Source organism: Actinoplanes sp. NPDC089786 (assembly GCF_040684855.1).
Classification (GTDB): domain Bacteria; phylum Actinomycetota; class Actinomycetes; order Mycobacteriales; family Micromonosporaceae; genus Actinoplanes.
Genome location: NZ_JBFBGU010000001.1, coordinates 264,613 through 283,747, shown reverse-complemented (window position 1 = coordinate 283,747; position 19,135 = coordinate 264,613). Strand labels below are relative to the sequence as shown.

General features: G+C 70.9%; 19 protein-coding genes and 1 pseudogene. 9 read left to right on the top strand and 11 right to left on the bottom strand.

Annotated elements, in window-relative coordinates:
- Positions 1-338 precede the first annotated feature (338 nt).
- From AB0O15_RS01320 to AB0O15_RS01305, 4 genes are all read right to left on the bottom strand, one after another.
- Positions 339-2,831 (bottom strand): M1 family aminopeptidase, encoded by a 2,493-nt coding sequence (locus tag AB0O15_RS01320; RefSeq protein WP_364312442.1) that lies wholly within the window; start codon positions 2,829-2,831, stop codon positions 339-341.
- Positions 2,832-2,982: 151 nt separating this feature from the next.
- Positions 2,983-3,714 (bottom strand): AIM24 family protein, encoded by a 732-nt coding sequence (locus tag AB0O15_RS01315; protein WP_364312439.1) that lies wholly within the window; start codon positions 3,712-3,714, stop codon positions 2,983-2,985.
- 66 nt (positions 3,715-3,780) lie between these two features.
- Positions 3,781-4,128, bottom strand: a complete 348-nt coding sequence (locus AB0O15_RS01310) for a metallopeptidase family protein (RefSeq protein ID WP_364316939.1) — start codon at positions 4,126-4,128, stop codon at positions 3,781-3,783.
- Positions 4,129-4,199: 71 nt separating this feature from the next.
- On the bottom strand, positions 4,200-4,628 hold the full coding sequence (locus AB0O15_RS01305) for an OsmC family protein (RefSeq protein WP_364312436.1): 429 nt from the start codon (positions 4,626-4,628) through the stop codon (positions 4,200-4,202).
- 67 nt (positions 4,629-4,695) lie between these two features.
- On the opposite strand from AB0O15_RS01305, the gene AB0O15_RS01300 reads away from it, so the two are divergent.
- From AB0O15_RS01300 to AB0O15_RS01285, 4 genes are all read left to right on the top strand, one after another.
- Entirely contained in the window at positions 4,696-5,460 is a 765-nt protein-coding gene (locus AB0O15_RS01300; RefSeq protein ID WP_364312433.1) for a hypothetical protein, read from the top strand.
- A 45-nt stretch (positions 5,461-5,505) separates the two neighbouring features.
- Entirely contained in the window at positions 5,506-6,765 is a 1,260-nt protein-coding gene (gene serS / locus AB0O15_RS01295; protein WP_364312430.1) for a serine--tRNA ligase, read from the top strand.
- A gap of 109 nt (positions 6,766-6,874) precedes the next feature.
- Positions 6,875-7,687, top strand: a complete 813-nt coding sequence (locus AB0O15_RS01290; RefSeq protein ID WP_364312428.1) for an HAD hydrolase family protein — start codon at positions 6,875-6,877, stop codon at positions 7,685-7,687.
- Positions 7,687-8,490: an HAD family hydrolase gene (locus AB0O15_RS01285; protein ID WP_364312425.1), complete on the top strand. Its 804-nt coding sequence runs from the start codon at positions 7,687-7,689 to the stop codon at positions 8,488-8,490. The genes AB0O15_RS01290 and AB0O15_RS01285 overlap by 1 nt, the downstream gene beginning before the upstream one ends.
- On the opposite strand, the gene AB0O15_RS01280 is transcribed toward AB0O15_RS01285, so the two are convergent.
- Together AB0O15_RS01280 and ddaH are read right to left on the bottom strand one after the other, a co-directional pair.
- Positions 8,487-9,038, bottom strand: a complete 552-nt coding sequence (locus tag AB0O15_RS01280) for a bacterial proteasome activator family protein (protein WP_364312423.1) — start codon at positions 9,036-9,038, stop codon at positions 8,487-8,489. The genes AB0O15_RS01285 and AB0O15_RS01280 overlap by 4 nt on opposite strands.
- Positions 9,039-9,061: 23 nt before the next feature.
- Positions 9,062-9,889 carry a dimethylargininase gene (ddaH, locus tag AB0O15_RS01275; RefSeq protein WP_364312420.1) on the bottom strand — a complete coding sequence of 276 codons (828 nt, stop codon included), beginning with the start codon at positions 9,887-9,889 and terminating at the stop codon, positions 9,062-9,064.
- 67 nt (positions 9,890-9,956) lie between these two features.
- Here ddaH and AB0O15_RS01270 point away from each other — a divergent pair, with 67 nt between their 5' ends.
- Entirely contained in the window at positions 9,957-10,415 is a 459-nt protein-coding gene (locus tag AB0O15_RS01270) for an Lrp/AsnC family transcriptional regulator (RefSeq protein ID WP_364316936.1), read from the top strand.
- Between the two features lie 19 nt (positions 10,416-10,434).
- The gene (locus AB0O15_RS01265) at positions 10,435-12,255 is read left to right on the top strand and encodes a beta-propeller domain-containing protein (RefSeq protein WP_364312417.1); all 1,821 of its coding nucleotides are present in this window, start codon (positions 10,435-10,437) and stop codon (positions 12,253-12,255) included.
- Here AB0O15_RS01265 and AB0O15_RS01260 read toward each other — a convergent pair.
- The 3 genes from AB0O15_RS01260 to AB0O15_RS01250 are packed head-to-tail and all read right to left on the bottom strand — an operon-like array spanning position 12,250 to position 14,175.
- Positions 12,250-13,326 carry a hypothetical protein gene (locus AB0O15_RS01260; RefSeq protein ID WP_364312415.1) on the bottom strand — a complete coding sequence of 359 codons (1,077 nt, stop codon included), beginning with the start codon at positions 13,324-13,326 and terminating at the stop codon, positions 12,250-12,252. The genes AB0O15_RS01265 and AB0O15_RS01260 overlap by 6 nt on opposite strands.
- A 10-nt stretch (positions 13,327-13,336) precedes the next feature.
- Positions 13,337-13,576: a DUF6457 domain-containing protein gene (locus AB0O15_RS01255; protein ID WP_364312413.1), complete on the bottom strand. Its 240-nt coding sequence runs from the start codon at positions 13,574-13,576 to the stop codon at positions 13,337-13,339.
- Positions 13,576-14,175 (bottom strand): NTP transferase domain-containing protein, encoded by a 600-nt coding sequence (locus tag AB0O15_RS01250; protein ID WP_364312410.1) that lies wholly within the window; start codon positions 14,173-14,175, stop codon positions 13,576-13,578. Before AB0O15_RS01250 ends, AB0O15_RS01255 begins: the two co-directional genes overlap by 1 nt.
- Positions 14,176-14,259: 84 nt before the next feature.
- Between AB0O15_RS01250 and fdhD the strand changes: the two genes are divergently transcribed.
- Together fdhD and AB0O15_RS01240 are read left to right on the top strand one after the other, a co-directional pair.
- Positions 14,260-15,087 carry a formate dehydrogenase accessory sulfurtransferase FdhD gene (gene fdhD, locus AB0O15_RS01245; RefSeq protein ID WP_364312407.1) on the top strand — a complete coding sequence of 276 codons (828 nt, stop codon included), beginning with the start codon at positions 14,260-14,262 and terminating at the stop codon, positions 15,085-15,087.
- A gap of 40 nt (positions 15,088-15,127) precedes the next feature.
- On the top strand, positions 15,128-16,663 hold the full coding sequence (locus tag AB0O15_RS01240) for an alkaline phosphatase D family protein (RefSeq protein ID WP_364312405.1): 1,536 nt from the start codon (positions 15,128-15,130) through the stop codon (positions 16,661-16,663).
- A gap of 37 nt (positions 16,664-16,700) precedes the next feature.
- Here the strand turns inward: AB0O15_RS01240 and AB0O15_RS01235 are convergent.
- Both AB0O15_RS01235 and AB0O15_RS01230 read right to left on the bottom strand, forming a co-directional pair.
- Positions 16,701-17,528 (bottom strand): annotated as a pseudogene (locus tag AB0O15_RS01235) (DUF4192 domain-containing protein); the annotation flags it as partial.
- A gap of 69 nt (positions 17,529-17,597) precedes the next feature.
- Positions 17,598-18,101, bottom strand: coding sequence for a GNAT family N-acetyltransferase (locus tag AB0O15_RS01230; protein WP_364312402.1), 504 nt, complete (start codon positions 18,099-18,101; stop codon positions 17,598-17,600).
- Positions 18,102-18,157: 56 nt separating this feature from the next.
- Between AB0O15_RS01230 and AB0O15_RS01225 the strand changes: the two genes are divergently transcribed.
- Entirely contained in the window at positions 18,158-19,027 is an 870-nt protein-coding gene (locus AB0O15_RS01225; RefSeq protein WP_364312400.1) for a fructosamine kinase family protein, read from the top strand.
- Positions 19,028-19,135: the final 108 nt, after the last annotated feature.

Genomic DNA, 19,135 nt, shown 5'->3' with positions numbered 1-19,135 from the left:
GGGCGTTTGGTTGCGCCCACTGCCGCCCGATACGCGCCGTCGCAGGTCAAGGCGGGCGGCCATGCCGGCGGGGCGTTTGGTTGCGCCCACTGCCGCCGCTCGCGCTATGACCGGTGGTAGCTCTGGACGGTATTCGGGCCGTAGATAGCGCGCTGGGCTACCACTCCGGGGTCGGGTGGTAGGACCGAACGGTGAAAGCGGCCCGGACGGCGCGCTGGGCTACCACCCCGGGGTCGGGTGGTAGGACCGAACGGTGAAAGCGGCCCGGACGGCGCGCTGGGCTACCACCCCGGCCTTGGGTGGTGGGGCCGGACGGGTGGGCGATCGAGGATGTTCGATCAGGTGCGATCGTCGAGTTCGTCTTCCCAGAGGCGGCGCAGCACCGGCGGCAGGTCGGCGGTGAGGGACGCGCGGACCTGGGCCAGTTCGTCGGCGGTCAGCGGGAGTGCGGGGAAGGCACGGCCGGCCGCCGCCGCGAAGGCTGATCCGCGCGCGGCCAAGGTGGGGGCGATCTCCAAGTAGGCCGGGAGGTAGGGCGCCACGAGGTCGCGCTGTGACACCGACCAGAAGCCGGTGGCCAGGGCTCGGAAGCGGCGGACCGACACCGTGGGGTCGGACGTCATCTCGGCCCAGGCCGCCGCCTTCGCCTCGGGATCGGGACGGGCGGCCAGGGCCGCGGCGGCGCCTAGCTCGCCGATGTTGGTGCCGTCGCGGCGGCGCTCGGCCTCGATGCCGGCGGCGTCCAGGGCGCCCAGCTCGGCCAGGCGCCGGATCGTCAGCCAGCGCAGGTCGGGGTCGAGGCGGAGGCCGTGGTCGGTGGAGTCGGCGTCCAGCCAGCGACGCAACCGGTCGGCGTCGGTGGTGGTGCGGGCCAGGCCGCGGGCCAGAGCGATGGCGCGCTGATCGTCGGGCGCAGGGGACCGGGAAGGGTCGGGCGCGCGGGAAGGATCAGGCACGCCGGAAGGATCAGACACCTGGGAAGGGCCGGGCCCGCGGGAAGGATCGGGCGCGGGGGAAAGGCCAGCGGCCTCGGGGAGGCAGGCGGCGGCGATCGCCTCCAGGGCGGCGGGCACCTCGGCGGGGGTGAGGCGGCGGCGGACCAGGTCGTCGAGGGTGCGGTCGAGGGCGGCGGACACCAGGGTTGGTGACGGCTCGTGCGGGAGCTGGCGGGTCAGCAGGTTGAGATGCGCGGCGGCCGGTGCGCGGTCGAGGACGGTTGCCCAGAGCACCGCCCGCACCAGCGGATCGGGGAGCGTGGCCAGGCCGTTCGCCACGGCGGCGGCGGAAGCCGGGTCGAGCTCGATGCGGGCGAAAGTCTCGCCGTACGCGTTGGGCACCACGATCAGGCCCGCCCACTCGGGGAACGGGACCGGGTCGCCGGCCAGGTCGATCAGGCGGTCGCCCACCGGCTTCAGATCGGGGGTGTACGCCGAGACGGTGAAGCGGTGCGGCCGTACGCCGTCGCGGGTCACCACGGGCACGTCGCGGTCGTCCCGGGTGACGCGGATGGTGTCGTGGCCGGACCGGCGCAGCCACAGCTCGGCCCAGCCGCGGACGTCGCGCGGTGAGGCGGCGTGCAGGGCGGACAGCAGGTCCTCGAGGGTGGCATTGCCGAAGCGGTGCCGGGTGAGATGCGCGTTCACGCCGGCCAGGAAGTCGTCCCGGCCGAGCCAGGTGACCAGCTGGCGGAGCACGGCGTTGCCCTTGGCGTACGAGATGTCGTCGAAGATCGTCGCGCCGGTGGCGGCGTCCGGCACGTCGTCGGTGGCCGGCGCGACCGGATGGGTGGACCGGCGGCGGTCGGCCCGGTAGGCGCCCGGCTTGAACGCCGCCTCGAATGACACCCGGGTGCCGGCGTACCCGGCCACCGACTCGGCCACGTCGAAGCCCATGAAGTCGGCGAACGACTCGTTGAGCCACGCGTCCTCCCACCACACCGGCGAGACCAGGTCGGCGAACCACATGTGGGACATCTCGTGGGCGATCACCATGGCGCGGCGCCGGCGGTCGTCGTCGGTGACCCGGCCCCGCGGCAGCATGAACTCGTTGACCGTGACGCAGCCCGGGTTCTCCATCGCGCCCCAGTTCAGCTCGGGCACGAACACCTGGTCGTAGGAGTCGAACGGGAACGGCTCGGTGAAGATCTCGGCGTAGTGGTCGAAGCAGACCTCGGTGACCCGCTTCAGCTCGGCCGCGTCGCGCTCCAGCTCGGCGGTCAGCGAGCGGCGGGCATGCCATCCCATGGGTACGCCGCGGTGCGCCCAGGCCACCGAATGGAACGGACCGGCCGCCACCACGAACAGGTCGCACGGGATCGGCGGCGTGGTGGCGAACTCGAACCGCCCGTCCGCGCCGTAGATCGGCAGCCCGTTGGACAGCACCGTCCACGTCGGATCGGCGGTCACGGCCAGCGTGATCGGCGCCTTCAGGTCCAGCTGGTCGAAGCAGGCGAACAGCCGCTGCGTGATGTCCAGTCCCAGATACCCGCCGACATACCGCTCCTCGTCCACCGGATCGACGAAGGTATGAAGTCCCTCGCCATCCGTGACGTAGGCCAGCCGGGCGTCCACGACGACCTCATGCGCACCGGGCGCCAGTCCGTCGAGGGCGATCCGGCGCCCGTCATACGTGGTGATCGGAGCGCCGTCGAGCGTCACGTCGAGCGAAACGGCCCGGTGCAGTTCGAGGAAGGTGTCGCCGCCCGTGGTCCGGAACCGCACGGTCACCCGGCTGCGAAACCCTTCCGTCGAGGTGACGTCGAGGTCGAGATCGTAGGAGACCTCGGAGATCATGGCGGCGCGAGCCCGGGCTTCGGTGAGAGTCAGCGACACCGATCCAGGCTACGGGCACGTGGGTTTGAAGGAGCGTGCCCCAGCACGCGCGTGGAGCGAAGCGACCCTCGGCGGGAGCTGCGGTCTGAACCCACCACCCCGCTACGACCCCAAGATCTTGATCTTGATCTTGGGGTCGCGCAACCGGACGTCAGCTGAAGAGGTTGCCGATGACGCCGCCGGACTGCTGCTGGCCCTGGGCCGCGCCGGCCAATCCACCAGGCGGTTCCTCAGAAGGCTGGACCACAACGAACCCCTGGCCGGCGAAGCTCATCGTGAAGCGCTCGCCGGTGGAGCGGCCCAGCAGCGTGCCCAGGCCGAGCTGCTCGGCGCGGTGGTAGCCCGTCTGCAGGTTGGCCGACCAGCAGATCGCGGCCTGCGGGTCCACAAAGGTCGGCTGGTCGACGGAGAGCACGACCGGCGTTCCCTTGGTGGTGACGGCGATCCGGCCGTGACCGGAGAAGACGCAGTTGAACAGGCCGGCGTTGCTGAGCATGCCGGCGCCCTGGACCATCTTGATGTCGTACTGGAGGGTCGCGTCGAACGCGAGCACGTTGGCGCCGTTGATGCTCAGCGAGTCGCCCGGCTCGATGTCGATCAGGTGGACATCCGCCGCGTTCTCGGCGAGGAAGACGTCGCCCCGGCCGCTGACCTTCATCAGCGGGACGCCCTCGCCGGTGAGCTTCTGCTTGAGGAACTTGCCGATACCGCCGGAGCCGAGCGCCTCGAACTGGACCTGACCCTGGTAGGCCACCATCGAGCCGACGCGAGCCATGAACTCGCCGTTGAGCTCAGCTTTCAGCAGCTTGGAATTCTGCAGACGGAGACCGGGCTGGGCCCCCTCCTTCTCGAGGTTTTCCGCCGAGAAAAGTTCGCTGCGCATCTAAATGCCTTTCCGAAGTGTGGAATCACAGGGTACGAGCCTCTGACAAGGGCAGACAGTGTCCGATCAGCCCCAGCCGAGCTCATGCAGACGGTGGTCGTCGATGCCGAAATGATGGGCTATTTCGTGTACCACCGTGATGGCCACTTCGTCGATGACATCCGTTTCCGTGTCGCACACTTTCAGCGTCGGCATGCGATAGATGGTGATCCGATCGGGCAGGACGCCGGCATAGTCCCAGCCGCGCTCGGTCAGCGCGTATCCCTCGTAGAGCCCGAGCAGGTCGTCGTTTCCCTCGGGTGGCCGGTCTTCCACCAGCACCACCACGTTGTTCATCAGATTGAGCAGCTCGACGGGCACCTCGTCGAGGGCCTCGCCGACCAGTTCCTCGAAACGTTCCCTGTTCATGTCCACCGGCACGAGGACCATTGTGCTCCGCCGGCCCCTCACTCAGGGGACCGGCGGAGTGGCGGAAAGTGTTCTTTTCAGCTGAGGGTCGCGGTCAGACTGATCGCGGCCCCGGGCGAGAGCAGGCGGGAGATCGGGCAGTTCTCCTTGGCGCCCTCGGCGAGCTTCTGGAAGGTGTCGTTGTCGATGCCGGGCACGTCGCCGACGGTCTCCAGCTCGATGCGGGTCACGCCGAAGCCGCCGTCGGTCTTGTCCAGGTGCACCTTCGCGGTGGTATCCACCGAGGTCGGGGTGAACCCGGCGTCGGCCAGACCCTTGGAGAACGCCATCGAGAAGCAGCCGGCGTGCGCGGCGCCGATCAGCTCCTCGGGGTTCGTCCCCTCGCCCTCCTCGAAGCGCGACTTGAACGAGTAGTTCCCCTGAAAGCCGCCCTTACCGGTCTTGATCGTGCCGGACCCCTCGGTCAGGGTCCCCTGCCAGCGGGCTGATGCAGAACGAATAGGCATGGGCTCGACGCTAGTCCATCGCGCCATCGGTGGCCGACGGACACTTCCACCGGCAACAATGTGGTGCATGGCGGCCGACCAGCACCCACCCACCGAGGAAGTGGTCGAGTTCGGCGCGCCCGAGCCGGCCGCCCGCGAGCGGCGGCGATGGAGTGCGACGGAGATCATCGTCGGGCTCGGGTCCGATCGGCGTACGGTCCCGCTGGCCGCGGCCGTGGGCGCGGTCGCGCTGTTCGCCTCGCTGATCTCCGAGTGGCAGGTGACCCTGCTGAAAAGCACCGAGACCGAGAACGTGCTCGGCGGCAACCGGCCGGTGCCGGCCGGACTGGCCGACCTGGGCGCGCTCGGCACCGGCTTCCTGGCCGGGCTGTTCCTGCTCGCCGGCGCCGTGGTGTTCGTGCTGTTCGGGCCGCCGGCCGGGCGACCTTGGGCGCGGCTGGCCGGGCTGACCGTGGCCGGGGTCGAGGCGGCGGTGCTCGGGGCGCTCGCCCACGATCTGAGCTCGGCCACCCGGTCGCCGCTCGGGCTGTTCGCCGCCGGCATGCCCGAGGAGCAGGTGAATCTCACGTACGGCCGCGGCCTCTGGTGTGCCCTGGTCGGCGTGGGGGCGGTGGCGCTGGCGTTGTGGCTGGCCGGACGGCACCTGTCGCCCACACCGCCGGCGGGGGACGCGCCGGCGGCGGAGGCGGCCGATCCACCCGAGGAGATCTGGTCGTGGCGCCGGCCGCGGACCACGCCCGACGAGGAGACGCCGGACGCCCCGATCGGCCTGACCGTCACCTCGGTCAGCCCGTTCACCTCGCGCAGCGAAGACCGGGACTCGCCCGCCTGATATCGGGATGAACGTCCGCCGGACGCGCCGGTAGGCTCGGTAGCCGTGATTGACCTGCGTCTGCTTCGCGAAGATCCCGAGCTGTTCCGTGCCAGCCAGCGGCTGCGCGACGAGCCCACCGAGGTGGTCGACTCGTTGCTGCGCGCCGACGAGGAACGGCGGTCGGCCACCCAGCGGTTCGAGGCCGTGCGGGCGGAACAGAAATCGCTGGGCAAGCAGGTCGCCAAGTCGTCCGGGGACGAGCGGGCGGCGCTGCTCGCCCGCACGAAGGACCTCGCGACCGAGGTGAAGACGGCCGAGGCCGCCGCCACCGAGGCCGACCAGACCCTGCGCCGGGCCCATCTGGCCGTGCCCAACCTGGTGCAGGCCGGCGTCCCGGCGGGCGGCGAGGACGACTTCGTGGTGCTGCGCGAGGTCGGCGACCGGCCGCGGATCGAGAACCCCAAGGACCACCTGGAGCTGGGCGAGGGCCTGCGGGCGATCGACACCGAGCGCGGGGCCAAGGTGTCCGGCTCGCGGTTCTACTTCCTGACCGGGGTCGGCGCGCTGCTCCAGCTCGGACTGCTCCAGATGGCCATCCAGCAGGCGGTGGAACACGGGTTCACGCCGTCGATCACGCCGTCGCTGGTGCGGCCCGAGTCGATGGAGGGCACCGGGTTCCTCGGGGCGCACGCCTCGGAGGTGTACCGGCTCGAGGCGGACGACCTGTTCCTGGTCGGCACCTCGGAAGTGCCGCTGGCGGCGTACCACTCGAACGAGATTCTTGATCTGTCGAAGCCGGAACGGTTCGCGGGATGGTCGACGTGCTACCGCCGGGAGGCCGGCTCGCACGGCAAGGACGTGCGCGGCATCCTGCGCGTCCACCAGTTCGACAAGGTGGAGATGTTCTCGTTCTGTCGTCCCGAGGAAGCCGCCGCCGAGCATGAGCGGCTGCTCGCGATGGAGGAGGAGATGCTGGCCAAGGTCGAGGTGCCGTACCGGGTGATCGACGTGGCGGCCGGCGACCTGGGGTCGAGCGCGTCGCGCAAGCTCGACTGCGAGGCCTGGGTGCCGTCGCAGCAGCGCTACCGCGAGGTCACCTCGACGTCGAACTGCACCACCTTCCAGGCGCGGCGGCTGAACATCCGGTACCGCGACGAGGACGGCCGGCCGCAGACCGCGGCCACGCTCAACGGCACGCTCGCGACCACCCGGTGGCTCATCCCGATCCTGGAGAACCACCAGCAGCCGGACGGTTCGGTCCGGGTGCCGAAGGCGCTGCAGCCGTTCCTCGGCGGACGGGACGTCCTCGAACCTGCTCGGTAACGTGATCGCCACCGGCCCGCTACCAGAAGTCATGGCCGCTGGTAGTCGGGCCGGTGTAACGTTTCCCTTCCGCCCTGGAGCGGGGGTCCAACGACCCACGGAGGTTCAGATGCCTCGCTCAGGGCTCCCGAAGCTGATCGCCACCGATCTCGACGGCACCCTCGTCCGCAGCGACGACACGGTCTCCGCGTACACCCATGAGGTTCTTGATCGAGTACGCGCGGCCGGCATCCGCATCGTCGGGGCGACCGGTCGCGGGCCGCGGCTCTCCTCGCTGACCCGCGCCGACATCCGGGCCGCCGACTTCCTGGTGCTGGCGCACGGCGGGTGGGTCTACGACGTGACCGATCCACAGCCGCTGCGCTCCGCCCGCCTGCCCGGGCCGGTCCTCTCGACGCTGCTGGACGATCTCGAGCGCGCGATCGGGCCCCTGACGGTCATGGTCGAGGCGTTGGAACACCCGGATTCACCGCTGTGGGGCACCCGGACACCCGACTGGCGCTACGAGGTGGTGGTCGAGGAGCGGCCCCGGCACGAGTGTGTGGCCGGGGACGTGATCAAGGCGTACGCCTGCTCGGCCTCGCACGACGTCGACGACCTGCTGGCGGCGGCCCGGTCGGTGGTGCCACCGGCCGTGGCGACGATCACCCAGGCCGGGCTCAACGTGATCGAGATCTGCCCGCCCGCGGTCGACAAGGGCACCGGCCTGGCCGTGGTCGCCGAGACCGTCGGGGTCGACCCGGCCGACGTCCTGGTCTTCGGGGACATGCCCAACGACCTGCCGATGTTCGCCTGGGCCGGGTGGCAGCGGGTGGCCGTGGCCAACGCACACCCGACCGTGCTGGCCGCCGCCGACGAGGTGACGCTCACCAATGACCTGGACGGGGTGGCCGTCTATCTCGACCGGCTACTGTCGAGGTGATGCCTGCACCCTTCCGCCTCGTCGCGTCCGACATCGACGGCACCCTGATCCGCAGCGACGGCACGCTCAGTCCCCGCACCATCGACGTCATCGAGCGGCTGCCCGTGCCCCTCGTCCTGGTCACCGGGCGGCCGGTCCGCTGGTTGCGCCAGCTCTACGACCAGATGTCCGATCCGCCGCCGGCCGTGTGCGCGAACGGCGCCGTGGTCTACGACCCGGACACCGACGAGGTGCTGGTCGCCACCTCGATGGATGTCGAGTTGCTGCTCGACGTGGCCAAGAAGCTGCGCGACGCGGTGCCCGACATCTCGCTGGCCGTCGAGGTCGAGGACGGGCGAGCGTTCTGGTACGACGAGAACTGGCCGATGCGCTGGGAGAGCGAACACCGGCAGGTGCGCGTGCTCACCTCGCCCGAGGAACTGACCTCGGTGCCGGCGGTGAAGCTGCTGGCCCGATCCGCGTCGGCCGGGTCGCCCGACGACTTCTTCGCCCTGGTGTCGCGAACGCTGGGCGGGCTGGCCGAGACCACCCACTCGTCGTCGTCGGCGCTGGTCGAGATCTCCGCGGCCGGCGTCACCAAGGCGGCCGGGCTGGCCTGGCTCAGCGAGCGCGAGGGCATCACCGCCGAGCACGTGCTGGCCTTCGGCGACATGCCCAACGACCTGCCCATGCTGGCCTGGGCCGGGCACAGCGTGGCGATGGGCAACGCCCACCCGTCCGTCGCCGAGATCGCCGACGAGGTGACGGCTACCAACGACGAGGACGGTGTGGCGGTGTTCCTCGAAAAGACCTTCAACCTCTAAAGGTATTGCCCCGCGCGGCCGTTCTCGGCGCCCTGCGGGCCCACCGGGAGCGCCGGGCGGCCCGGGATGGCGCCCCCGCCGCGGATCTGTTCGAGCTGGAGCCGGGCCGCCACCTGCTGGGCTACCAGCGCCGTCTGGATGCCGTGGAAGAGCCCCTCCAGCCAGCCGACCAGCTGCGCCTGGGCGATCCGCAGCTCGGCCTCGCTCGGCGGGGCGTCACCCTCGAACGGCAGGGACAGGCGCTCGAGCTCCTCGCGCAGTTCGGGGGCGAGGCCGTCTTCGAGCTCGGTGATCGAGCGCTGGTGGATCTCGCGGAGCCGGCCGCGGCTGGCCTCGTCGAGCGGCGCCGCCTTGACCTCTTCCAGCAGCTGCTTGATCATGCTGCCGATCCGCATCACCTTGGCCGGCTGCTCGATGAGGTTGCCGGGCTCGTCCGGCTTGAGAGTGCCATCCGACTCGACCGTGCCCATGGGTCGCCCGTCCGGGCCCACCACGATGACGGAGCCGTCGTCGTCCTGCTTGGCTGTGGTCTGGTTGTCGTCGGTCATCGGACCATCATGGCGCAACGTTTCTAGAGCCGAAGCTCGGCCACCGCGCACTTCACGCTTCCGCCGCCACGCTTGAGCTCGCTCAACTCGACCGGAACCGGTACGTACCCGGCCGCTTGCAGCTTGGCGGCCATGCCGGTGGCTTCAGCGTTGAGCACAACGTGGCGACCATCACTGACCAGGTTGAGGCCGAAGGACTCGGCGTCGGAGCGGTCGGCCAGCACCGCGTCCGGGAAGAGCTGGGCGAGGATTCGCTGCGAGGCCGGCGAGAACGCCTCGGGGTAGTAGGTGATGTGCCGGTCGTCGAGCGCGGCCAGGGCGGTGTCAAGGTGGTAGAAGGCCGGGTCGACCAGGCGGAGCGAGACCACCGGCCGGCCGAGGACCTCCTGCGCCTCGGCGTGCGCGGAGGATTCGGTCCGGAAGCCGTAGCCGGCCAGGATCAGCCCGCCGTACGCGCCGGGCAGGTAGGCGAAGTCGCCCTCACCCTCGTTGACCTGGGCCGGGTCGACGAAGGTCCAGGCGCCGTTGCGGTAGAAGAGCGCGTGGTGGGTGGCCTCGGCGGCACGCTGCGGGTGGCGGAACAGGGCGCCGTAGACCGTTCCGTCCACCGAGAAGGCGCCGTTGGCCGCGTAGACCATGTCGGGCAGGCCGGGCTGCGGGTCGAGCACGTGCACCTGGTGGCCCAGGCCGGCCAGCGTCTCGCGCAGGATCTCCCACTGCTTGAGGGCCAGACCGGCGTCCACCGCGATGGTGGTGTCCATCCACGGGTTGATCGCGTACTCGACCGTGAAGTGGCTCGGCGGACACATGAGATATGTCCGGTTTCGCGGGGCCCGCTCGGTGTGGCTCATGATCTAAAGGGTAGGTACGCTCAGGCGACCGAAACAGCTCATTGTCTTGCTCGTGGGAGGCGAATCGTTGCAGATGGACGCGGTTGACCAGCGAATCGTTGCGTTGCTGATGGCCGACGCGCGCGCCTCGTACGCGGAGATCGGCGGCAAGGTCTCGCTGTCCGCCCCCGCCGTGAAGCGCCGGGTCGACCGGCTGCGCTCGAGCGGGGTGATCAAGGGATTCACCACCGTCGTCGACCCGGCCGCGGTGGGCTGGACGACCGAGGCGTTCGTCGAGCTGTTCTGCACCGGGCGGACCACTCCGGCCCAGCTCACGGTGGCCACGCGGCGCCACCCCGAGGTGGTGGGGGCCTACACCGTGTCGGGTGAGGCGGACGCGCTGGTGCACCTGCGGGCGGCCGACATGCGGCACCTCGAACAGGCGCTGGAGCGGCTGCGGGCCGAGCCGTTCGTGACCTCCACGCGAAGCATGGTCGTGTTGTCGCGGCTGGTGGAGTCGCCGGTGACGTTGGGAACCAATCCCTGAGTCGCGCCGTCCCACCCGCATGTCACGCCGCATTCTTCTGGTCACCACCCTGCTGCTCGCGGGATGCACGTCCGGGACGCCCACGCCCACGCCGACCCCGCCGCCGGTCAAGAGCGGCTTCAAGCTCGTCGCGTTCGACTCGTGCGAACAGCTCACCAAGGACCTGAAGGCCGCGGCCAAGAAATCGGTCGGGCCGTGGGGCTTCAGCGGGGGCATGATGCGCACCTTCGGCGCCGTTCCCGATGGCGCACGCTCGGCGGCTTCTGCTGGTGGAACGGCTGACAAAGCCGCGCCGGCCTTCTCCGGAACCAACGTCCATGAGGTGGGCGTCGACGAGCCGGACATCGTCAAGACCGACGGGAAGCGGATCGTCACCATCACCGGCGGCTCGCTCCGGGTCATCGACGCCGCCTCGCACAAGGCCACCGGCCAGCTCCCCCTCGACGCGTGGGGCGACGCCGACCTGCTGCTCTCCGGCGACCGCGCGCTGGTCCTGACCCACCAGGGCGGCGGCGATGTGCTGTACGACCGGAAGATGCCGATGCGGCCGGCCGGCGCCGAGCTGATCCTGGTCGACCTGACCGGCGCGCCCCGGGTGATCAGCCGCTACCGGGGCGAGGGCCGGCTGGTCGACGCCCGGCAGACCGGCGACACCGCCCGGGTGGTGCTCACCAGCCAGCCCCGCATCACCTTCCCCGACCGGCCCGCCGCCCGCGACGACGACGAGGACCGGATCAAGGCCAACCAGCGTGTCATCGACCGGACCAGCGTGGACGCCTGGCTGCCGAGCTGGACCGTGACCACCGGCGACACCACCGAGCAGGGCAAGGTGGCCTGCAACGACGTGCGCCGGCCGGTCACCTACTCGGGCCGCTCGATGCTGACCGTGCTGACCTTCCCGCTGTCCGCGCCGAAGCTCGACAGCGGCCGCCCGGTCTCGATCGTGGCCGACGGCGACACCGTCTACGGCACCCCGACCAGCCTCTACGTGGCGTCCGACCAGCGCTGGCGGCTGGACTTCTTCCCGGGGCGCGACAACCGGACCGTGCCGCAGGAGACCGACGTCTTCCGGTTCGACGTCACCGGCTCCGAGCCGCCGGTCTACCGCGCGGCCGGGAAGGTGCCCGGCTTCCTGATCAATCAGTACGCGCTGTCCGAATGGGACGGTCACCTGCGGGTCGCCACCACCGACTCGGCCCAGCAGTCGTCGGCGGTGCGGGTCCTGAAACCCGACGGCGAGACCCTGACCCAGGTCGGCGAGGTGGATGGGCTGGGCAAGAACGAACGGATCTACTCGGTGCGGTTCATCGGGCCGCGCGCGTACGTGGTGACGTTCCGCCAGACCGATCCGCTCTACAGCCTCGATCTCAGCAACCCGGCCGCGCCGCGCGTCACCGGTGAACTGAAGATCACCGGCTTCTCGGCCCACCTGCAGCCGGTCGGGCCGGATCGGCTCGTCGGGGTCGGCCAGGAGGCGACCGAGGAGGGCCGGCGGCAGGGCACCCAGGTGTCTTTGTTCGACGTGTCCGACCCGGCGGCGCCGCGGCGGCTGGCCCAGCACCACGTCAAGAACGGGTACTCCGAGGCCGAGTACGACCCGCACGCGATCCTGTGGTGGCCGGACACCAAGCTCTTCGCCGTACCCGTGAACGAAGGTCTTCTCGCCCTCACCGTGACCGACAACGGCCTGACGGAGGCCGGCCAGATCGCGCCGCGCGCCTCGGCCATGCAGGTGCGGCGCAACCTGGTCATCGGGGGCGAGCTGTGGACGCTCTACGAGAACGGCCTGCAGATCTCCCGGCTGTCCACCCTGGAGCCGGTGACCTACCTGCGGCTATAGGTACATGCCCGGGCGGTGGTCGGCGTCCTTGTCGGCGCCACCGCCGCCCGCCGGCTTGTCGCCCTCGCCGAAGAAACGCTTGCCGCCGAACTCGCCGTGCAACCGGTCGTCGAGCTCGTCGGCCAGGCCGGTCATCACCTGCACGGCCAGCATCAGGTGGGACGCCTGGAAATTGCGGCCGAACACCGGGATGGACGCCCACACCGTGTCCTGGGCGACGTAGAGGCGGCCGATCGGCATGCGGTTGGTCAGCTCGGACAGCTTCACGTAGAGCGTCTCGGTCGGCTCGACCTCGGTCAGGATCGGCGAGAAGACGTCGACCAGCGGCGGGTTGTCCCGGACCCGGACGAACACCATGGCCGAGCCGGCCCGGATGCCGATGTCACCGTCGGCGTCCTCCTGGAGCTGGTCGACGGTGGTCTTGGACATCGTGGCGACCACCGTGCGCACCCGCTCCTCGAGCGGGATGGCCTCCTCGGCGGCATGCGCGAGCGCGGCCGCGCCCTGCAGGTCGTCGAGGTTGAGGCCCTCTTCCAGGGTCGGCTCGTGACGCGCGGTGCCCAGCGGAGCGGTGGTGACCGGCTCGTCGTCGATGTCGTGCACCAGGTACATCAGGAACGCCGGGTGCGGCGCGCCGTACACATCACGCAGCGTGCGGGTGACGATGGTGGCGATGCGCGCGGCGTGGTCGGCCGTCGAGCGCAGCCCGAACGAGTCGCCCGAGTCGGCCTGCACGCCGGGCGGCGACCAGCCGAGCGCGATCAGGTCGGCGACCGCGGCCCGATCCATCCGGAAGCCGTCGGGCAGCTCGGCGTTGCCCACCGCGAGCGCCTCGACCACCTCGTCGTCGAGCACGCGCAGGCTGACCGAATAGACCGCCGTGCCGGTGCCCGAGGCGGTGGGGTCGAGGGTGACGTCGATGTGGCCGCCCGCGGACAGCTCCGGGATGAGCTTGGCCAGCGCGGCCGCGAACTCCTGCCACGCCTCCGTCACCTTGGCGCGCAGGTCGGCGGTGCTGGGCTCGTCGAGCAGAATGCCCTCGGGCTGGTCGCCCGTCGTGTCCGCGGTCATACCCGCCACCCTATCGAGTGGTTGTTTCCCACGAGCGGGCCAGCTCAGAGACGCGCTCCGCGACATCGGCGGGGTCGGCTCCGCGACCGACGGCCACCCCCATCAGGTACGCCGTGACGGGCGCGCCCGGCCGCAGCACCTGATGGGCGACATCGCGGGCGACGTCCAGGATCCGTGCCGTCTGGTCGTCGCCGGCCGCCAGGCCGAGTTCCCCGATCACCTCGCTGACCCACGCGTCCAGCTGGTTCATCAGCTCGCCCACTCCTCCGCGGTCCTGAGGTCGTCGTCGGTGTCACAGTCGAACCAGGGCGGCGGGCCGGGGCGGCGCCACGACACCTCGGCCACCCGCAGGTACTCCATCAACTCGCGGACCGAAGCGCCGTGCAGGCTGCCGCGCTCCTCGGTGAGCCGGTCGACGGCGTCACGCAGGGCCTGGGTCCGCCACACCCCGCAGAGCAGCTGGCGGCGGCCGTCGGCGTCCCGGTAGACCGCGCCCTGCATCGGGGCCGACTCCACGGTCAGCCGCAGCACGTCGATCGCCTCGCCGGTGAGCAACGGCAGGTCGGCGGCGAGCAGCGCGGTGAACGCCACCCCCTCGGGCACCAGCTTGAGCCCCGCCGCCGTGGCCGCCACCGGCCCGCCGCCGGGCGGCTCCTCGCTCGTGCCGTGCACGTGAACCGGCAGGTCGGGCGGCACCCGGCCGACCACCACGCGGGGGTCGGCGTCATGCACCGCGGCCAGCACACGGGTCAGCATCGACTGACCGGCGACGGTCAGGGTCGGCTTGTCCGCACCGCCCATCCGACGCGCCGCTCCGCCGGCCAGGACCACCGCCGCAAATCCCCCCACGTACGTACCGTATCCCGGCGACGACAGTCGTGTGACCGCGTGCGGCCGCTGTGCGGAGCCCGGAGTCGCGCCTACGCTCGACTCATGGCCCGGACGATGAACCGCCGCCCCGTGACGAAGATCAATCTCGACGCCTCCGCGGAACCCCGCCGCCGCCCCGATGACCTGGCCGCGGAGGAGCCACTGGAGATCCGCGTCCGGAAGGCGCCGCTGGCGGTCACCATGCGTACCCCGGGCCAGGACATCGATCTGGCGGTCGGCTTCCTGCTCACCGAAGGGGTGATCACCAGCGCCGACGACGTGGTGACGGCCCAGCTCTGCGCCGGGACGGACACCCCGAACACCTACAACGTGGTCGACGTGGTGCTCGGCGCCGACGTCCCGCCGCCGGTCACCGACCCGAGCCGGAACTTCTACACCACCTCGTCCTGCGGCGTCTGCGGAAAGGCGAGCATCGATGCCGTCCGAACCCGATCACAGTTCGACATCGCCTCCGACGGCGTTTCCGTGACAGCTCGGACACTTGCCTCACTTCCCGACAAATTGCGCGCGGTCCAGAAGACCTTCGACCGCACCGGCGGCCTGCACGCCGCCGGCCTGTTCACCCCCGACGGCGAGCTGCTCGTGCTGCGCGAGGACGTCGGCCGGCACAACGCCGTGGACAAGGTGATCGGCTGGGCCCTCCGGGAAGGACGGGTGCCGCTGACCGGGCACGTGCTGCTGGTCTCCGGGCGGGCCAGCTTCGAACTCACCCAGAAGGCCTGGATGGCCGGGATCCCCCTGCTGGCGGCCGTTTCCGCGCCCAGCACGCTGGCCGCCGAACTGGCCGACGAGGCCGGCATGACGCTGGTCGGCTTCCTCCGCGGCCCGTCCATGAACGTGTACGCGGGAGCACATCGGGTCACCGTCTGACTGTCCATCGGTGTTCATCCATGCTCGCGAGGCTGCGAGCATGTCTGTTTCGCGAAGAACCCTGCTCGTCGGCAGCGCCGCCGCCACCGCCTTTCCGTTCTCGTTGCCCGCCACACCGCTTCGCTCCGACCCGTTCACGCTCGGCGTGGCCTCAGGTGACCCCGAACCGGACGGCGTCGTGCTGTGGACCCGGCTCGCCGTCAGCCCGCTTGCCGAGGACGGGCTGGGTGGCATGGCCAGCCGTCCGATCAAGGTCGAGTGGGAACTGGCCGCCGACGAGCGCTTCCGCCGCATCGTGCGGCGGGGCTCGGCGACCGCCGTCCCGGCCAGGGCACACAGCGTGCACGTGGTGCTCAACGGGCTACCGGCCGGTCACGAGTTCTTCTACCGTTTCAAGGCCGACGGCTACGTGTCGCCGGTCGGGCGGACCCGGACCGCCCCGCCCCTCCACGCCCTGCCCGCCGCGCTGCGGATGTCGTTCGCCTCCTGCTCGCAGTACGAGCACGGCTACTTCACCGCCTACCAGCACCTGGCCGCCGACGAGCCGGAGCTGATCCTGCACCTCGGCGACTACCAGTACGAGTACCAGGCCGGCGTCTACACGATCCCCGGCGGCAACCCGCGCGACCACCAAGGCCCGGAAACCGTGACGCTGGCCAACTACCGGCAGCGGCACGCCCAGTACAAGACCGACCCCGACCTGCAGGCCGCGCATGCTGTCGCGCCGTGGGCGGTGGTCTTCGACGACCACGAGATCGAGAACAACTGGGCCGACGAGGTGCCCGAGCAGCCGGACCCCGACTTCCCGGCCCGCCGCGCCGCCGCCTTCCAGGCGTACTACGAGAACATGCCGCTGCGCCGCCGCTCCCTCCCACAGGGCATCGACATGCAGCTCTACCGCCGGATCAAGTGGGGCCGGCTGGCCACCTTCCACATGCTCGACACCCGGCAGTACCGCGACGACCAGGGCTGCGGGGACGGCTACAAGGACTGCCCCGCCGCGATCGACCCGGCGCGCTCGATCACCGGCGCCTCGCAGGAGCAGTGGCTGCTCGACGGGTTCCGCCGCTCCGACGCCCGCTGGGACGTGCTCGGCCAGCAGGTGTTCTTCGGTCAGCGGGACAACAACTCGGGCCCGGCCAAGGTGGTCAGCATGGACTCCTGGGACGGGTACGCGGCCTCCCGCGACCGGATCATCCGCGGCTGGGTCGACGCCGGGGTCCGCAACCCGGTCGTGCTCACCGGCGACGTTCACGCGCACTGGGCCGACGAGCTCAAGCTGGACTGGAACGATCCGACGTCGCGCACGGTCGGCACCGAGCTGGTCTGCTCGTCGATCACCTCGACCGGTGACGGCGCGGACGTGGTGGGTGGGCGGCACCCGTGGACCGACTGGAACCCGCACCTCCGCTTCTACAACAACCAGCGTGGGTACGTGCGGACCACGATCACCCGCGAGTCGATGACGGCGGACTTCCGGGTTCTGCCCTATGTGACGCGGGCCGGGGCGCCGGTTCACACCCGGGCCACGTTCGTGATCGAGGACCGGGTGCCGGGGCTGCACCAGACGGCCTGATCCTCGGCGTCACCCTTCCAGGCGCCGCCTGGCCGACCAGGTCGTCGAGCAGGCGCGCCATCTCGTGGTCCGGCTCGGCGGTCAGCGCGCGGTCGATCGCCATCCGGGCCAGGGTGCCCTGGCCGTCGCGCCAGGTCAGGTAGCCGAGCAGGCAGGCCGGGGCGGCGACATACCGCGGGTCGGCGCGGCGGACCAGGTCGGTCCAGAGGGCCTGCTGGTCGTCGCCGAGGCGCTCCCAGGCGTACGCGAAGACGGCCGGACTGACCAGCAGGACCGTGAGCCAGGCCGTGGCGTCGTCGGTGAGGCGGCCCCGGGCGCGGTGGCGGCGCTCGGCCGCGCGGACCGCGGCCGTGCCGGCCCGGCGCACCAGCCGCGTGAACCTCTCCTCGTCGGGCACGGTCCGGTCGAGCTCGACCATCCGGGTCTCGGCCCGCCGGATGGCGGCGGTCATCGCCTCGCGCTCGGGGCCGGTCACCGCGGCCAGCTCGGCGAGCATCGCGGCGCGGCTGGGCCGGGCCCGCAGGCCGTGGAAGGTGGCGGTCGCGGCGGCCACCGACCCGGTGGGCACCCGGCGTTTCTGGTCCGGGTCGCCGGGTCGCCAGTAGTGGCCGTCGTGGACGCGGACGTCGACCTCGTGGTTCACGCCGGCGCTGCCGGGCCCGTACTCGATGAGGAAGGTGCCGTCCGGGCCGTGCTCGGCGGCCACGGCGGCGAGCAGGGCCGGGTCGTCGCCGCACAACACGCAGAGGATCTTGTGCCGGCGGGTCGCGACCAGGACCAGCCCGTCGTGCGGGTGGTAGCCGAGCAGGTACGGGACGACGGCCAGGAGGTCGCCGACACCGCGGACGATGAGGTTCGGGGGCATGGCGGCAATCCTGGCCCGGCCGGCCGGCGGTTGCTCAGCCCCTGTGGACAACCCCGTTGTCCACAGGCGTCACGAACGGAATTGCAGCTCGTGCAGCTCGAGACCATCCTGCTGCCATGCGTGCTCAACCCGATCCAGGTCCATCGTCAGCTCGATCGACGACACCACGTCGTACCCGGCCGCGTGCAGGCTCCGGATGGCGTCCACGTTCCGTGACGACGGCGAGATGGTCAGCGAGGTCATGCTGCGCTTCTTGGCCTCGGCGGCCACGTGCCGCAGAAGCTTGCGCCCCACGCCCTTGTGCCGGTGCGACGTGGTCACCACGACCGGCTCCACCTCGCCACCACGGCCGCGCATCACCAGACCGACCATCCCGATCACCCCGTCGTCGGCGTGCTCGGCCACCCAGATTCCGCCCAGATCGAGACGGGTGAGGTACTCCTCGAACCCGGCACCGGCGTCGTCGCCCGCTTCGCCGTACATCGCGTTGTGCTGATTGGTCAGTTCCGACCAGAGTCGGCGGCCGGCGCTGTGGTCCGTCGGCCGGTACGAACGCACCGTGACAGGGTTCATGCGGACAGTTTGACTCCGATTCGTGACGTCCGTAACCCGAAGTGGAAGATAGAGCGGTGGATCTGGCGTACCTCCGCACGCACCCCCAGCACCTCCCGACATTTCTGGAGCACCAGCGCATCCGAGAGACGCCGGTGCCCGGTGGCGACGTGTCCCGCGCGTCCCGCCTCACCCTCGACGACGGCGCTTCCCTGTTCACCAAGACCTGGCCGACGGGTACGCCGCCCGCCGGCTTCTTCGAGGCCGAGGCGGCCGGTCTGTCCTGGCTGGCGTCACCCGGCGTGATCCCGGTGCCGTCGGTGCTGGCCGCGCTGCCGTCGATGATCGCCCTGGAGTGGATCGAGCCCGGCACCCCGTCCCGGGCCGCGGCGGCCGCCTTCGGGCGCGCGCTTGCCGCGTTGCACCGTTCCGGCGCTCCCGGCTTCGGGGCGTCGTGGGGCGGCTTCATCGGCCCGTTGCCGCTGGACAACACGGTGTCAGCCGGTCCATGGGGGCCGTGGTTCGCCGAGCGCCGGCTCCGCCCGTACCTGCGCTTGTCGGTTGATCGCGGCGCCCTGTCCCCCGCCGACGTCCAGGCGGTGGAGCAGGCGATCACGTTCATCGAGGGGTACGAGGACAGCGAGCCCGCCGCGCGCATCCACGGCGACCTGTGGCCCGGCAACGTGCTGTGGTCGGCCGACGGCCAGGCCTGGCTGATCGACCCGGCGGCCCACGGCGGCCACCGCGAGACCGACCTGGCGACCCTGGCCCTGTTCGGCGGCGCTCCCCACCTCGACACGATCCTCGGCGCCTACCGGGACGAATACCCGTTGGCCGACGGTTGGGAGGCCCGCGTACCGCTGCATCAGTTGCACCTGCTTCTTGTGCACACTGCGGCGTTCGGGGCGTCCTATGCCTCTGCGGTGCGCGAGGCTTCTCGCCTCTGAGACTGGCAAGTGCCAGCTCGTCTTCCGTCCTGAGCTATCACCTGCGCTCGGACGTCCCCGCGGGCGTCGTCCCATAGGTGTCGTCAATCACGGTGGAATGGTTATCCA